We start from the raw sequence: 14,663 nt of genomic DNA, 5'->3' as shown, positions 1-14,663 counted from the left end.
TGCGCCTACGCCGGGACGCTCGCCACGCCCGGCTCCAGGAACCGCTTGCCGTTCACCCGCTCGGCGACGCCCGACCGGTCCAGGTACGGCGTGACACCGCCCAGGTGGAAGGGCCAGCCGGCACCGGTGATCAGGCACAGGTCGATGTCCTGGGCCTCGGCGACGACGCCCTCGTCGAGCATCAGCCCGATCTCCTGCGCCACCGCGTCCAGCACCCGGTCGCGGACCTGCTCCTCGGTCAGGACGGTGTCGCCCTGCTTCAGCAGCGCGGCGACCTCCGGGTCCAGCTCGGGCTTCCCGCTGTCGTAGACGTAGAAGCCGCGCTTGCCCGCCTCGACGACCGCCTTGAGGTTGGGGGAGACGGTGAAGCGGTCCGGGAACGCCTTGTTGAGCGTCTCGGAGACGTGCAGGCCGATCGCCGGGCCGACCAGTTCGAGGAGGACCAGCGGGGACATGGGCAGGCCGAGCGGCTCGACCGCCTTCTCCGCCACGGCCACCGGGGTGCCCTCGTCGATGACGTTCTGGATCTCGCCCATGAAGCGGGTCAGGATGCGGTTCACGACGAACGCCGGGGCGTCCTTGACCAGGACGGCCGTCTTCTTCAGCTTCTTGGCCACCGCGAACGCGGTCGCCAGCGACGCGTTGTCGGTCTGCTCGCCGCGCACGATCTCCAGGAGCGGCAGCACGGCGACGGGGTTGAAGAAGTGGAAGCCGACGACCCGCTCGGGGTGCTTCAGCTTCGACGCCATCTCGGTCACGGAGAGCGAGGAGGTGTTGGTGGCGAGGATCGCGTGCGCCGGGGCGACCGCCTCGACCTCCGCGAACACCTGCTGCTTGACGCCGATCTCCTCGAACACGGCCTCGATCACGAAGTCGGCGTCCGCGAAGCCCTCGGCCTTGTCCAGCACGCCGGTCACCAGGGCCTTGAGCCGGTTGGCCTTGTCCTGGTTGATCCGGCCCTTGCCGAGCAGCTTGTCGATCTCGGCGTGGACGTGCCCCACGCCCTTGTCGACCCGCTCCTGGTCGATGTCGGTCAGCACGACCGGCACCTCCAGGCGGCGCAGGAACAGCAGCGCGAGCTGGCTGGCCATCAGACCGGCGCCGACGACACCGACCTTGGTGACCGGACGGGCCAGGCTCTTGTCGGGAGCACCGGCCGGGCGCTTGGCGCGCTTCTGGACGAGGTTGAACGCGTAGAGACCGGCGCGCAGTTCGCCGCTCATGATGAGGTCGGCCAGGGCCTGGTCCTCGGCGTCGTAGCCGGCCTGGAGGTCGCCGTCCTTGGCGGCGGCGATGATGTCCAGGGCGCGGTAGGCGGCCGGGGCGGCGCCGTGCACCTTGGAGTCGGCGATGAACCGGCCGCGCGCGACGGCCTGGTCCCAGCCCTCACCGCGGTCGATCGCCGGGCGCTCGACGGCGATCTCGCCCTTGAGGACGGCCGCCGTCCAGGTCAGCGACTGCTCCAGGAAGTCGGCGCCCTCGAAGATCGCGTCAGCGATGCCGAGTTCGTGGACCTGCGCGCCCTTGAGCTGCTTGTTCTGGTTGAGGCTGTTCTCGATGATGACCGAGACGGCCTTGTCGGCGCCGATCAGGTTCGGCAGCAGCGTGCAGCCGCCCCAGCCGGGGACCAGGCCGAGGAAGACCTCGGGGAGCGAGAACGCGGGGACGGCCGACGACACCGTGCGGTACGCGCAGTGCAGGCCGATCTCGACGCCGCCGCCCATGGCCGCGCCGTTGTAGTACGCGAAGGTCGGCACGGCCAGCTTCGACAGCCGCTTGAAGACGTCGTGGCCGCCCTTGCCGATGGCGACCGCGTCCTCGTGCCTCTTCAGCAGCTCGACGCCCTTGAGGTCGGCGCCGACCGCGAAGACGAACGGCTTGCCGGTGACGCCGACGCCGACGATGTCGCCGTCCGCGGCCTCCTTCTCGACCTGGTCGATGGCGGCGTCGATGTTGGCCAGCGACTGCGGGCCGAGGGTGGTCGGCTTGGTGTGGTCGTGACCGTTGTCCAGGGTGATCAGCGCGAAGCGCCCGGCACCGAGGGGGAGGTCGAAATGACGTACGTGTGCCTGCGTGACGACCTCGCCGGGGAACAGCTCGGCCGCACCCTTCAGCAGCTCAGCGGTGGTGCTCACTTGTCCCCCTCGAAGTGCGGGTTCTCCCAGACGACCGTCGCGCCCATGCCGAAGCCGACGCACATGGTGGTCAGGCCGTAGCGGACGTGCGGCTGCTCCTCGAACTGACGGGCCAGCTGGGTCATCAGCCGGACGCCGGAGGAGGCGAGCGGGTGACCGAAGGCGATGGCGCCGCCGTACTGGTTGACGCGCGCGTCGTCGTCCGCGATGCCGTAGTGCTCCAGGAAGGCGAGCACCTGCACGGCGAACGCCTCGTTGATCTCGAACAGGCCGATGTCGTCGATGGACAGCCCGGCCTGGGCGAGGGCCTTCTCCGTCGCCGGGATCGGGCCGTAGCCCATCACCTCGGGCTCGACGCCCGCGAAGGCGTAGGAGACCAGCCGCATCTTGACCGGCAGGCCGTTCTCCCGGGCGAACTCCTCGCTCGCGATGATCGAGGCGGTGGCGCCGTCGTTCAGACCGGCCGCGTTGCCCGCGGTGACCCGGCCGTGCACCCGGAACGGCGTCTTGAGGTTCGCCAGGTTCTCCAGCGTGGTCCCCGGCCGCATCGGCTCGTCGGCGGTGACCAGGCCCCAGCCCGTCTCACCGACGTCCGAGTTGGTACGACGTACGGACACCGGCACCAGGTCGGCCTGGATCTTGCCGTTGGCGTACGCCTTGGCGGCCTTCTCCTGGGAGCGCACCGCGTACTCGTCGGCCCGCCGCTTGGTGATGCTCGGGTAGCGGTCGTGCAGGTTCTCCGCGGTCATGCCCATGAACAGGGCGGACTCGTCGACCAGCTTCTCGGAGACGAACCGCGGGTTGGGGTCCGCGCCCTCGCCCATCGGGTGCCGCCCCATGTGCTCGACACCGCCGGCGATGGCGACGTCGTACGCCCCGAAGGCGACCGATCCGGCCACGGTGGTGACGGCGGTCAGCGCGCCCGCGCACATCCGGTCGATGGCGTAACCGGGCACCGACTGCGGCAGGCCCGCGAGGATGCCGGCCATGCGGCCGATGGTCAGTCCCTGGTCACCGACCTGCGTGGTGGCGGCGACGGCGACCTCGTCGACCTTCTTGGGGTCGAGGCCCGGGTTGCGGCGCAGCAGCTCCCGGATCGCCTTGACGACCAGGTCGTCGGCACGGGTCTCGTGGTAAATGCCCTTCGGGCCCGCCTTGCCGAACGGGGTGCGGACGCCGTCGACGAAGACGACGTCCCTGACGGTACGAGGCACGATGGCTCTCCTCCAGGGTGCGGGACGCTGAGCGCTTGCTCAAGCCATGCTACTTACCAGTAACGTAGCTGCCCAGTCCCAGGGGGTACAGCGGCGCAGGTCACACCTTTTCGGGGGGAGCGGTTGAGCCGCGCGGAGTCAGCACCGGCGTCGGCACCGGGTGCGACTCGGCGCCCTTCCCCGCGGTGACCTCGAACAGCGTCCGGGCCACCTCCGCCCCGAACCCGTGCACGTCATGACTCATCGCCGACAGCGTCGGATGCGTCAGCCGGCACAGCTGCGAGTCGTCCCAGGCCAGCAGCGACACGTCCCCCGGCACCCGCAGCCCCATCTCCGCGGCCACCGACAGCCCCGCCACCGCCATGATGTCGTTGTCGTACACCACCGCCGTCGGCCGGTCCGCCGGCGGTGCCGTCAGCAGTGACCGGGTGGCCCGCGCCCCCGCGTCCCCCGAGAAGTCCGTGGCGACCTGCCGGGCCCCGGTCAGCCCCAGCGCCCGCGCCGCCGCGTCGAAGGCGGCCGTACGGATCGCGGTGTGCCCGAGCGCCGCCGCGCCGCCCACCCGGGCGATCCGCCGGTGCCCGAGCGCCGCGAGGTACCGCACCGCCTCGGTCACCGCACAGGCGTCGTCGGTCCACACGGAGGTGAGCGATCCGGTCAGCGAGGGGTGCCCGACCGCGACCGCCGGTATGCCGAGCCGCTCCACCGGCTCCACCCGGGGGTCGCCGTCCCGGAAGTCGACCAGGATCGCCCCGCCGATCCGCCGCCCCCGCCACCAGGACTCCAGCAGCCCCGCCTCCTCCTCCGCGCCGCGCACCAGCCGCAGCAGCAGCGAGCAGGAGTGCTCCGTCAGGACGCTCTCCACGCCGGAGACGAACTCCATGTAGAACGGTTCCAGACCGAGCAGCCGGGCGGGCCGGCAGATCGCCAGCCCCACCACGTCCACCCGCGATCCCGCCAGCGTCCGGGCGGTGGAGTCCGGCGCCCAGCCCAGCTCCCGCGCGGCCCGGAAGATCCGGTCCCGCGTCGCCTCCGAGAGACCCGGCTTCCGGTTGAAGGCGAGGGACACGGCCCCCTTGGACACGCCGGCGCGGGCGGCGACGTCCTTGATGGTGACGCGGGGGCTGGTCATCGAGAGGGCTCCAGGCAGTACAGGGCCGACCGGGCGGCGTGCGCGTCGGGAGTCCGCCAGCCGCGCACGCCGATGGTCACACTTTCACCGGGCAGCAGGGTGACCAGCCCCCGGTCGGCGCGGGCGGCCGCGTCCAGCCGGTCGGCCTGGAGGAGCAGGTCCCGGACCAGGGTGCGGGCGGTCACCGTGACGCCGCCGGGCGCGAGGGCGACGTCGAACTCCGGGCGTACGTAGGGGATGTCACGGTCGGGGGCGGGGAAGCGCAGGGCACGCAGCCCGTCGGCGTCGGCGACCAGGAACTCCTTCGGCCCGTCGGGCTCCAGCCCCGCGGGGACCGCGACCCGCCCCACCGCCCGCCGCCCCACCGCGAACCCCACCTGAGCCTGCCCCAGCACCGCGCCCTCGACGGACATCCGCCGCAGTACCGCCGTCCCGGCCCACTCCTCGGCCCCCTGGTTCACCACGGACAGCAGGCCCTCCCGCAGGACCAGCAACCGGTCCGCGTACAGCCGCCGCAGCTCGTGGTAGAGCGGCTTCTCCCGGCCGTCGCCGTCGATCGCGGCCCAGCTGGTCACCGGCCAGCAGTCGTTGAGCTGCCAGACGACCGTGCCCGCGCACACCGGCCAGTGCGACCGCCAGTGCTCGATCCCGGCGGCGACCGCGCGGGCCTGGTTGACCTGGGTGAGGTAGTGCCAGCGGTCGAAGTCGCCGTCGTCCGGCAGTACGAAGTGCCGCTCCAGACCGCGTGCCAGCTTGCCGTTGCCGTCCTCCGCCTTCTGGTGGTGCAGCATTCCGGGGGAGTCCGGCGCGAGCGCCTCACCGGGCAGCGCGCGCCGCAGCGTGGCGTACGCGGGCGGCGCCTGCCAGCCGAACTCGGCCACGAACCGCGGCACGCTCGCCCCGTACGCCGCGTAGTCCTCCCGGTTCCACACCTCCCAGGAGTGGTGCGTGCCGTGCGCCGGGTCGTTGGGGTGGTGGTCCCAGGACCCGGACCAGGGGCTGCCCGCCGTGTAGGGCCGCGTCGGGTCCAGTTCCGCGACCACGCGCGGCAGCAGTCCCAGGTAGTACCCCTCGCCCCACGACTCCCCGGCCAGCCGCGGTTCCCACCCCCAGTCCCGGAACCCCCACAGGTTCTCGTTGTTGCCGTTCCACAGCACCAGCGAGGGGTGCGGCATCAGCCGTACGACGTTCTCCCGCGCCTCGGCCTCCACCTCGCCCCGCAGCGGCTGCTCCTCGGGGTAGGCGGCGCAGGCGAACGGGAAGTCCTGCCAGACCAGCAGCCCCAGTTCGTCGCAGGCGTCGTAGAAGTCCTCGCTCTCGTAGATCCCGCCGCCCCAGACCCGCACCAGGTCCACCCCGGCCCCGGCCGCCTGCGCCAGCCGCTCCCGGTAGCGCGCGCGGGTGACGCGGGAGGGGAAGACGTCGTCGGGGATCCAGTTGACGCCCCGCGCGAACAGCCGCTCCCCGTTGACGACCAGGGTGAAGCCGGTGCCGTGCGCGTCGGCGGAGGTGTCCAGCTCCACCGTCCGGAACCCGACACGCCGCCGCCACGCGTCCAACGGCACGTCCTCGTGCAGCAGCGTCAACTCGACGTCGTACAGCGGCTGTTCGCCGTACCCACGCGGCCACCACAGCTCCGCGTCCGGCACCCGCAGCCGTACGGTGCCGTGGGTGCCGTCCAGTTGGGCGCGGGCGGTGACCCCGGCGACGCGCGCCTCGACGGTCAGCGGCGCCTCCACGCGGGCGCGCTCGACGTCGACGCGGAGTTCGACGACGCCGGTGCCGTCCTCGACGGTGACCAGCGGGCGGACCCGGGCGAGGCGGGCCGTCGACCAGTGCTCCAGGCGGACCGGCCGCCAGATCCCGGCGGTCACCAGGGTCGGCCCCCAGTCCCAGCCGAAGGAGCAGGCCATCTTGCGCACGTACTGGTAGGGCTCGGCGTACGCGGCCGGACGCTCGCCCACCTTCCCCCGTACCGCCTCGGCCTCGGCGTACGCGGAGGCGAACCGTACGGTCAGCCGCCCGCTCAGTCCGGTGACGTCGAAGCGGTGGGAGCGGTGCATGTTCCGGGTCCGCCCCAGCGGCCGGCCGTCCAGCAGGATCTCGGCGACGGTGTCCAGGCCGTCGAAGACCAGGTCGCTCTGCTCGTGCCCGGAGCCCGCGTCGAGACGGCGCTCGTACGTCCACTCCCGGCGGCCCACCCACGCCACCTCGGTCTCGTCGCGGCCCAGGAACGGGTCCGGGATCAGTCCCGCCGCCAGCAGATCGGTGTGCACACAGCCCGGCACCGTGGCCGGCAGCGTGCCGCCGGCGCCGTCGGGGTGTCGCAGGGTCCATCCCTCGGTGAGCGGTGTCGCCTGAAGCATGCACACTCCCTTAACCGGTTCACAGCGACGGTCGTATGGACGGTATGGACGCTCACATGTTCTGAGCAGTGTTGGCGGAAACGAGACTTTACCGGTTCAGTACGCGCTGTCAGAGTGCGGAACCGGCCAACCACATGCGTGCTCGTCCGCCCGAAACGGAGCTGATGCACATGAACCGCCGCCACTTCACCGCCGGAGCACTCGCCGTCCTCGCCCTGCTGGCCTCGGCCTGCACGGGCACCGGGTCGAGCTCCGAGGGAGCGGACGCCGAGGCGCCCGGCGACCCGGCGAACGTCTCCGGGACCATCACGGTCCTCACCCACCGGACCGACCTGGTGCAGGACGGGACGATGAAGAAGTACGCAGCCGAGTTCAACAGGACCTACCCGAAGGTGAAGGTCGAGTTCGACGGCCTCACCGACTACGAGGGCGAGGTCAAGATCCGCATGAACACGGAGGACTACGGCGACGTCCTGATGATCCCGGCGGTGGTGCAGAAGAAGGACTACCCGCGCTTCTTCGCCTCCCTGGGCAGCCAGGACGAGCTGTCGCAGAAATACCGCTTCACCGGCTACTCCACCGTCGACGGCAAGGTCTACGGGCAGAGCCCGATCGGTGTCGTCCCGGGCATGGTCTACAACAAGCGGGTCTGGAAGCAGGCCGGCGTCACCGACTGGCCCACCACCCCGGCCGAGTTCCTCGCCGACCTCAAGGCCGTCGAGGCGAAGACCGACGCCGTGCCGTACTACACCAACTTCAAGGACATGTGGCCGCTGACCCAGTGGACCAACGTCAACGGCTCGGTCGGCTGCGACACCGGGGCCACCAGCAGGCTCGCCGAGGGCGACCCGTGGGCCGAGGGCGCGGATCTGCGGGTGGGCGACACGCTGCTGCACGACATCGTCAGCGCCGGGCTGATCGAGAAGGACCCGACCACCACCAACTGGGAGGGCTCCAAGCCGAAGCTGGCCAAGGGCGAGATCGCCACCATGTGGCTCGGCTCCTGGGCCGTGATCCAGATGCGCCAGGCGGCCGAGCAGGCGGGCACCGATCCGGACGACATCGGGTTCATGCCGTTCCCGGCGCAGCAGGACGGCACGTTCTGCGCGGTGACCTCGCCCGACTACCAGCAGGCCGTCAACGTGCACTCCGAGCACAAGGAGGCCGCCCGCGCCTGGATCGACTGGTTCACCGACAAGTCCGGCTACGCGGCGGCCAACCTGGCGCTCTCTCCGCTCAAGGACGCCCCGCTGCCCGGCCTGCTCAAGCCCTACCAGGAGGCGGGCGTCAAGCTCATCGACCTCGACGACAGCAAGGGCGCCGAGGTGAAGGCCATCGACAACGCCTCCGAGGTCGGCATCTACCAGCCCGACTACCGCCAGGACCTCGTCGACCTGGCCCGGGGCGCGGCCGACGGCGACCTGGAGAGCTTCTTCGGGCGGCTCAGCGAGAAGTGGAACGAGGCCCGGAAGACGGCGGGTTCCTGATGACGGACATCACCGAGCGGGCGCCGGTTCCCGTCTCCGTCCCGCGTCCCCGAGGGCGCCGGTGGACCCCTACCCCCTGGCTGTTCCTGCTCGCCCCCCTCACCCTCCTGATCGTCTTCACCTACGCGCCCATCGCCAACATGGTCGCGTACAGCTTCACCGACTGGGACGGCGTCAGCCCCGAGCTGCACTTCACCGGCGCCGGCAACTACGCCGAAATCTTCACCCGCGAAGACCTCTTCCGCGTCTTCTTCGTCAGCGGCTACTACCTCGCCGCCTCCGTCGTCCAGATCGCCGCCGCGCTGTACTTCGCCACGGTGCTGAGCTTCGACGTGCGCTTCCGGAACTTCTTCAAGGGCGTGCTGTTCTTCCCGTACCTGATCAACGGCGTCGCCATCGGCTTCGTCTTCCTGTACTTCTTCCAGGACGGCGGCACCCTCGACTCGGTACTGAGCCTCTTCGGCTACGACGGCGACCGCGCCTGGCTCGGGACGTCGACGTCGGCCAACGTCTCGCTCGCCGGGGTGTCGGTCTGGCGCTACACGGGCCTGAACTTCGTGCTCTTCCTGGGCGCCATCCAGTCCATCCCGGGGGAGCTGTACGAGGCGGCCGAACTGGACGGGGCGAACCGGTGGCAGCAGTTCCGGTACATCATCGCGCCGAGCATCCGGCCGGTGATCGGACTGACCGTGATCCTGTCCGTCTCCGGTTCCCTGTCGGTCTTCGAGATCCCGTACATCATGACCGGCGGGGCGACCGGCACCGAGACCTTCGTGATCCAGACGGTGAAGCTGGCGTTCCAGTTCAACAAGACGGGGCTCGCCTCGGCGGCGGCCGTGGTGCTGCTGCTGATCGTGCTCGCGGTGACCTGGGTGCAGCGGCGGCTGGTGCCGGACGACCCCGACGAGAAGTCCGAGCGGAAGGCGGAGCCGGTATGACCCGCCGCGCCGTGGCCCGTGCCCTGGTGTACCTGTCGCTGGCGGGCGCCGCACTGGTGGTGCTGCTGCCGCTGACCGTCGTCCTGCTGACCTCGCTCAAGACGTCCGGGGAGATGGCCGACGGCTCGGGCGCGCTGGACCTGCCCGACGACCCGCTCAACCTCGCCAACTACGTGACCGCCTTCCAGGACGGCCGGATGCTGCCGGCCTTCGGCAACACCGCCTTCGTCCTGCTGTTCGCCATCGGCGGGACGGTGCTGATCGGGTCGATGGCCGCGTACGCGATCGACCGCTTCGCCTTCCGCATGAAGAAGGCGGTGCTGGCGCTGTTCCTGGTGGCCGCGCTGGTCCCGGGGGTCACCACCCAGGTGGCGACCTTCCAGATCGTCAACAGCCTCGGCATGTTCGACAGCCTGTGGGCGCCGGTCCTGCTCTACATGGGCACGGACATCGTGTCGATCTACATCTTCCTGCAGTTCGTCCGGTCCATCCCCGTCTCCCTGGACGAGGCGGCCCGGGTGGAGGGCGCCAACGCCTTCACGATCTACCGGAAGATCATCTTCCCGCTGCTGAGGCCCGCGATCGCGACCGTCGTCATCGTCAAGGGGATCACCGTCTACAACGACTTCTACATCCCCTTCCTCTACCTCCCCTCCGAGGATCTTGGCGTGATCTCGACGTCGCTGTTCCGTTTCAAGGGGCCCTTCGGGGCGCACTGGGAGACGATCTCGGCAGGAGCCGTGCTGGTCATCCTGCCGACGCTGATCGTCTTCCTCTTCCTCCAGCGGTTCATCTACAACGGCTTCACGCGCGGGGCGACGAAGTGACGGCGCTCAGGACTCCTTCGCCAGCGCCGCCACCAGTACGGGCGTCACCTGCTCCACCTGCCAGGGCCGGGCACCGTGCGCGGCCAGCGCCGCGGCCACCGACCCGGCGTCGGCCGGCGCCGGGGGCTCCCAGCAGACCCGGCGCACGGTGTCCGGGGTGATCAGGTTCTCCTGCGGCATGTTCAGCTCCTCGGCCAGGGCCGTGATCGCGGCCCGCGCCGCGGAGAGCCGGGCCGCGGCGGCCGGATCCTTGTCGGCCCACGCACGCGGCGGCGGGGGACCGGTCACCGGCTGCCCCGGCTGCGGCAGCTGGGACTCCGACAGCTCCCTCGCCCGGTCGACCGCCGCCTGCCACTGCTCCAGCTGCCGGCGGTTGACCCGCCCGAAGCCGCTCAGCTGGGCCAGCGCGTGCACGTTGGGCGGCAGCGCGAGGGCCGCCTCGACGATGGCCGCGTCCCCGATCACCTTGCCCGGCGAAACGTCCCGCCGCTGGGCGATGCGGTCCCGGGTCTGCCACAGCTCCCGGACGACGGCGAGCTGCCGGCGCCGGCGCACCTTGTGCATGCCCGACGTACGGCGCCAGGGGTCCTTGCGGGGCTCGGCCGGCGGCGCGGAGGCGATGGCGTCGAACTCCTGCCGGGCCCACTCCAGCTTGCCCTGCCGGTCCAGCTCCTTCTCCAGCGCGTCCCGCAGGTCGACCAGCAGCTCCACGTCGAGGGCGGCGTAGCGCAGCCAGGGCTCGGGCAGCGGACGGGTGGACCAGTCGACGGCGGAGTGGCCCTTCTCCAGGACGAAGCCGAGGACGCTCTCGACCATCGCGCCGAGGCCGACCCGCGGGAACCCGGCGAGCCGCCCGGCCAGCTCGGTGTCGAACAGCCGCGTCGGCACCATCCCTATCTCCCGCAGGCAGGGCAGGTCCTGGGTGGCGGCGTGCAGCACCCACTCGGCGTCCTTCAGCGCGTCGCCGAGCCCGGACAGATCGGGGCAGGCCACCGGGTCGATCAGCGCGCTCCCGGCGCCCTCGCGGCGCAGCTGCACCAGGTAAGCGCGCTGGCCGTAGCGGTAGCCGGAGGCGCGCTCGGCGTCGACGGCGACGGGCCCGGACCCGGCGGCGAAGGCGGCGGTCACCTCGGCGAGCGCCTCCGCGTCGGCGATCACCGGCGGAATGCCCTCCCGTGGCTCCAGCAAGGGGATCGGCGCCTCCGTAGCAGAAGTTCCGGTCTCGTCCGGAGGGGCGCCTCCGGTGGTGTGCGGTGCACGGTCTGCTGCGGTTTCGTGGGCGTCGGTCACCTGTCAAGGGTATCTGCCCCGGACGCTCTGCTGACCTGCGGTTTCGGTCGAAAGTTCGGCTGACCTGCGAAAACGACTTCTCGGTACTTGTCGCCGCTATGGGGTGATTCTCGCCCCCGCGAGCCCAGCGGGAGGCCGGTGGCGGGCGTCGGCGGACACCTCCCCGTTCCCGTCGGGCGCGCCGGTCCTCGCCGGCGATCCTGCCGACCAGCGTGTCGACGAGATCGTCGGCGCGGATGCCGCCCCACTTCTCATGCGGCGGCCGGCCGCTCGCCTCCGGGCCGGCGCCGGCCCCGAGGAACTCGGTCCGACCGCGCTCGGCCGCACCCGACCGGATCCGGCCGGGCCGCGGCGGGGCGGCACGCGTGACGGGCCGGTCCAAGTCCGCCGGCCGCCCCCGGCCGCCGGCCCTAGGAGGCGGGGGCGGCCGGGCGGAGGGCGGAGACGAAGGTCTGGAAGTCCTCCAGGACGTCCCCGAGCTGGCTCGTCCTCGCCGTCAGCGCGATCTCGATCTCGACGCGTTCACCGCGCTTCCGCTTGTTCTCCAGCACCAGCAGGAACTGGCTCTGCGCGAGTTCCATCGGCTGCCCGTCGACGGTGGCCTGGATACGCACGTTCTGCACGATCCCGGGGGCGTCGATCAGGCCCGGCGCCGGTGAGGTGCCCACCTCGGTGCGCTTGACGACATCGACGGCACCGACGTTCTCGCGCAGCCGCCGCACCGACTCCTCGGCGAGGCCGTGCAGGCTCACCGAGCCCTGGAGGGTGTGGCCGGTGACCGTGATGTTCGGCATGAAGCCCTGGCCCCGGGAGGCCGTGTGCAGGGCGACGAAGGCGGCCTGCGGGGCGCCGACCTCGTCCGGGGGCGCCGAGTGCCAGCCCGGCGGAAGCTCGATCTCGAGCGGCACCGGAAGTGTGCCCGGCATGGTGGATCAACTCCTTGCGGTACGGGTGTCCGACGGTACGGGAAGGGGGCGGGTGAGGCGGACGGGGCTTCCCCGCGACAGGTCAGTCGCCCCAGTCCCCGATGGCGTCCCAGGCGTCGCCGAGTGTGTCGGTGATCTTGCCCGGGTCGATCTCCACCTGGGCACCGAGCTTGCCGCCGACGCCGAGACCGACTCCCAGGTCGCCGCCGATGACGAACTTGCCGTCCTTCATCCCGGCGTCCAGGTGTGCCTCGGCACCGGCACCGGCCCATGCTTCCGCCGTGCCGCCGACGCCGACACCGGCGACGGAGGCGTGTCCCTCCGCGGTGGCCTTGGCGCCGGCGAAGGCCTCGCCGCCGACGTGGACGCCGTCCGTGCCGACGGAACCCTTGACACCTGCCTCGGCGCCTCCGAACACCTCGGCCTTGCCGGACGTCGCGAACAGACCGGCCTCGTACTTGCCCTCGGCAGTGGCCTGGGCCAGGTACGCCTTGCCGGACGCCTGCGCGGTGGCGTTCCCGTCGAGGAGGCCGACCCCGGCGGAACCTTCGACGCCGAGGAGGCTGACACCGGCCGTACCGGAGACGTCACCGCCCGCGAACGCGCCGTGGCCCTTGGCCTCGGCGCCCCAGACCTTGGCGTTGCCCGAGGCGGAGGGGCCGGCCACGGCGATGCCCGGTCCCTTGTGCTCGCGCAACGCGTCCCGCTGCTCTTGCGTCAGGTTCCTCTGGTTGCCCCAGGCCCCCAGATCGCGCGGCTCGGGTGCCCTTTCCAGCTCGGCGAACTGCCGAGTGGTCAGACCCGAGTCGTCCTGCGCCGCTTCGGACGCGAAGAAGAGCCAGTCAGGTGCGTCGTCGCTTCCACCGCCCTGCGCCTTGAACTTCCCCGCGGCCGTGTCACCCGCCGACTCGACACGGCCACGCGCCGTCTCCAGCAGTCGCTCGCTGCCGTCCTCGTCGCCCGCCTCGTACAGCAGGATGGCCTGTTCGGCCTGCCCCTGAGCCCACTCCAGTACCCCGGCGTAGTCACGCAGAGCCCGCGCGGCCGCGCCCAGCGCGTCCGCGCTGCGGTACCACTTCGTCTTCTGGCCGGAGAAGTCCTCCCAGAATGCCTCGCTGGCCTGTCCTTGCCATCCGGGGACGCGGACGGAGCCCAGCTCATCCCCGATGCCGTCCAGGGTCGTCGCGTGTCCGTCGAGCCGGTCGGCGTCGCCGCTGAGCTTCGACGGGTTGCCCGGGATCAGTTCGCGCGGGTCCCGGGTCTCGCCAAGTCGTGCCGCCATCATTCCCCGTCAGTGGATGCCGGGGCCGACGATCGCGGGCCCGGTGAAGTTGTTCTGGGACAGTCGCTCGGCCTGCTCGTAGGAGGCGGCGTTGGCGTCAAGCTTGTCCGCTGAGTTGTCCGCGTCCTCCTTCATCGGGCTCTTGATGGCTTCCGTCCAGGTTGCCATCAGCAGACCGAACTCCTCCGCCGCGTCACCGTGGCCGAAGTCGTCGCTGGACTTCCCGAGTTCGGCGAGCTTGACGCCGTCGCTACGGGCTGCGGCGTCCCTGATCTTTTCGGCGGCTGACCGCAGTTCGGACGGCTCGACATCGAACTGGCCCATCCATTTCCCCCTTTTTTTGAGCGCGTTGACGATAACGCAGGCGCACTACGGCGCCTGCGCGGGGCGGCCGGGCGCCCTGATCCCCATGACGTTGGCGGCGTCGACGAGATAGTCCAGAGGATCGATGAGAGTCTCGGAGCTCAGTGCGGTCCGCTCGCGCCAGGCGAACAGGCGGCCGTCGGACAGGTGGAGCTGTAGTTCGGGAGCACGACGGTCGGACATCAGGAACTCCGCCAGGCCACCGAGCAGTACGGCACGGGCGCGCTCCTCATCGCGGGAGACGATGTGGAAGTCCTTGTCGAGTTTCGGGATGCCCACCTTCATGGCGCGTCCGTGCTCCAGCGTGTCGAGCAAGCCGTCGCGGTGGACGCGCAGGTCCGGAACGTCTGTACCTAGCTCCAGGCACCAGCAGGAATGGACGCTGACTGTCTTGACGGTGTCGTCCATGTCGTTGTGGTTCTGATGGACTTCGTAGGCCCGGAAGTCGAAGCCGAGGTGGGTCCCACTGACGACGTTGTTGCCCTGAACGCCTGTGGTCCGGTGCCACCACCGCCCGCCTCCGACGAGGCGCTCCACCACTTCCTCGTAACTCCAGCCCCGTCCCTCGGCGAAGGTCCGCAGCTCCTCGTGGGAGTCCCGTGCCTCCCGCTTCTTGCGGGCCTTGCGCCGGGACACCCACACGACGAGAGTCGCGACACCAGCCCACCACACCAGCATGACGACTGCTTCGATTCCACTCATG

The 14,663-nt window shown here is 71.0% G+C and carries 12 protein-coding genes; 3 read left to right on the top strand and 9 right to left on the bottom strand.

What is annotated here, in order from left to right; translation table 11 throughout:
* Positions 1-5: 5 nt before the first annotated feature.
* From ACIQR3_RS26895 to ACIQR3_RS26880, 4 genes are all read right to left on the bottom strand, one after another.
* Complete coding sequence (locus tag ACIQR3_RS26895; RefSeq protein ID WP_403543202.1) at positions 6-2,135, bottom strand: 3-hydroxyacyl-CoA dehydrogenase NAD-binding domain-containing protein; 2,130 nt, start codon at positions 2,133-2,135, stop codon at positions 6-8.
* Entirely contained in the window at positions 2,132-3,349 is a 1,218-nt protein-coding gene (locus ACIQR3_RS26890) for a thiolase family protein (RefSeq protein ID WP_403543201.1), read from the bottom strand. Before ACIQR3_RS26890 ends, ACIQR3_RS26895 begins: the two co-directional genes overlap by 4 nt.
* Positions 3,350-3,449: 100 nt before the next feature.
* Positions 3,450-4,481, bottom strand: a complete 1,032-nt coding sequence (locus tag ACIQR3_RS26885) for a LacI family DNA-binding transcriptional regulator (protein WP_403543200.1) — start codon at positions 4,479-4,481, stop codon at positions 3,450-3,452.
* Positions 4,478-6,847: a glycoside hydrolase family 2 protein gene (locus tag ACIQR3_RS26880; RefSeq protein WP_403543199.1), complete on the bottom strand. Its 2,370-nt coding sequence runs from the start codon at positions 6,845-6,847 to the stop codon at positions 4,478-4,480. Before ACIQR3_RS26880 ends, ACIQR3_RS26885 begins: the two co-directional genes overlap by 4 nt.
* A gap of 170 nt (positions 6,848-7,017) precedes the next feature.
* On the opposite strand from ACIQR3_RS26880, the gene ACIQR3_RS26875 reads away from it, so the two are divergent.
* The 3 genes from ACIQR3_RS26875 to ACIQR3_RS26865 are packed head-to-tail and all read left to right on the top strand — an operon-like array spanning position 7,018 to position 10,099.
* Complete coding sequence (locus tag ACIQR3_RS26875) at positions 7,018-8,334, top strand: ABC transporter substrate-binding protein (protein ID WP_403543198.1); 1,317 nt, start codon at positions 7,018-7,020, stop codon at positions 8,332-8,334.
* Positions 8,334-9,272 (top strand): carbohydrate ABC transporter permease, encoded by a 939-nt coding sequence (locus ACIQR3_RS26870; RefSeq protein ID WP_403543197.1) that lies wholly within the window; start codon positions 8,334-8,336, stop codon positions 9,270-9,272. The genes ACIQR3_RS26875 and ACIQR3_RS26870 overlap by 1 nt, the downstream gene beginning before the upstream one ends.
* Positions 9,269-10,099: a carbohydrate ABC transporter permease gene (locus ACIQR3_RS26865; protein WP_403543196.1), complete on the top strand. Its 831-nt coding sequence runs from the start codon at positions 9,269-9,271 to the stop codon at positions 10,097-10,099. The genes ACIQR3_RS26870 and ACIQR3_RS26865 overlap by 4 nt, the downstream gene beginning before the upstream one ends.
* A 6-nt stretch (positions 10,100-10,105) precedes the next feature.
* Here the strand turns inward: ACIQR3_RS26865 and ACIQR3_RS26860 are convergent, their stop codons facing one another.
* The 5 genes from ACIQR3_RS26860 to ACIQR3_RS26840 all read right to left on the bottom strand — a co-directional run bounded on the left by ACIQR3_RS26860 (position 10,106) and on the right by ACIQR3_RS26840 (position 14,662).
* Positions 10,106-11,389: an HRDC domain-containing protein gene (locus tag ACIQR3_RS26860; protein WP_403543195.1), complete on the bottom strand. Its 1,284-nt coding sequence runs from the start codon at positions 11,387-11,389 to the stop codon at positions 10,106-10,108.
* A gap of 410 nt (positions 11,390-11,799) precedes the next feature.
* Positions 11,800-12,315 carry a hypothetical protein gene (locus ACIQR3_RS26855; protein WP_403543194.1) on the bottom strand — a complete coding sequence of 172 codons (516 nt, stop codon included), beginning with the start codon at positions 12,313-12,315 and terminating at the stop codon, positions 11,800-11,802.
* A gap of 82 nt (positions 12,316-12,397) precedes the next feature.
* Positions 12,398-13,597 carry a putative T7SS-secreted protein gene (locus tag ACIQR3_RS26850; protein ID WP_403543193.1) on the bottom strand — a complete coding sequence of 400 codons (1,200 nt, stop codon included), beginning with the start codon at positions 13,595-13,597 and terminating at the stop codon, positions 12,398-12,400.
* A 9-nt stretch (positions 13,598-13,606) separates the two neighbouring features.
* Positions 13,607-13,921: a WXG100 family type VII secretion target gene (locus ACIQR3_RS26845; protein WP_215171140.1), complete on the bottom strand. Its 315-nt coding sequence runs from the start codon at positions 13,919-13,921 to the stop codon at positions 13,607-13,609.
* A gap of 45 nt (positions 13,922-13,966) precedes the next feature.
* Positions 13,967-14,662: a hypothetical protein gene (locus ACIQR3_RS26840; protein WP_403543192.1), complete on the bottom strand. Its 696-nt coding sequence runs from the start codon at positions 14,660-14,662 to the stop codon at positions 13,967-13,969.
* Position 14,663: the final 1 nt, after the last annotated feature.

This window comes from Streptomyces sp. NPDC090994 (genome assembly GCF_044768905.1).
Classification (GTDB): domain Bacteria; phylum Actinomycetota; class Actinomycetes; order Streptomycetales; family Streptomycetaceae; genus Streptomyces.
This window is presented reverse-complemented; position numbering and strand designations above follow the sequence as displayed.

Excerpts from the sequence above, each read along its gene's own strand:
- ACIQR3_RS26850 (WP_403543193.1), bottom strand. The coding sequence starts at position 13,597 with ATGGCGGCACGACTTGGCGAGACCCGGGACCCGCGCGAACTGATCCCG.
- ACIQR3_RS26875 (WP_403543198.1), top strand. The coding sequence starts at position 7,018 with ATGAACCGCCGCCACTTCACCGCCGGAGCACTCGCCGTCCTCGCCCTG.
- ACIQR3_RS26865 (WP_403543196.1), top strand. The coding sequence starts at position 9,269 with ATGACCCGCCGCGCCGTGGCCCGTGCCCTGGTGTACCTGTCGCTGGCG.
- ACIQR3_RS26845 (WP_215171140.1), bottom strand. The coding sequence starts at position 13,921 with ATGGGCCAGTTCGATGTCGAGCCGTCCGAACTGCGGTCAGCCGCCGAA.
- ACIQR3_RS26880 (WP_403543199.1), bottom strand. The coding sequence starts at position 6,847 with ATGCTTCAGGCGACACCGCTCACCGAGGGATGGACCCTGCGACACCCC.
- ACIQR3_RS26855 (WP_403543194.1), bottom strand. The coding sequence starts at position 12,315 with ATGCCGGGCACACTTCCGGTGCCGCTCGAGATCGAGCTTCCGCCGGGC.
- ACIQR3_RS26885 (WP_403543200.1), bottom strand. The coding sequence starts at position 4,481 with ATGACCAGCCCCCGCGTCACCATCAAGGACGTCGCCGCCCGCGCCGGC.
- ACIQR3_RS26840 (WP_403543192.1), bottom strand. The coding sequence starts at position 14,662 with ATGAGTGGAATCGAAGCAGTCGTCATGCTGGTGTGGTGGGCTGGTGTC.
- ACIQR3_RS26870 (WP_403543197.1), top strand. The coding sequence starts at position 8,334 with ATGACGGACATCACCGAGCGGGCGCCGGTTCCCGTCTCCGTCCCGCGT.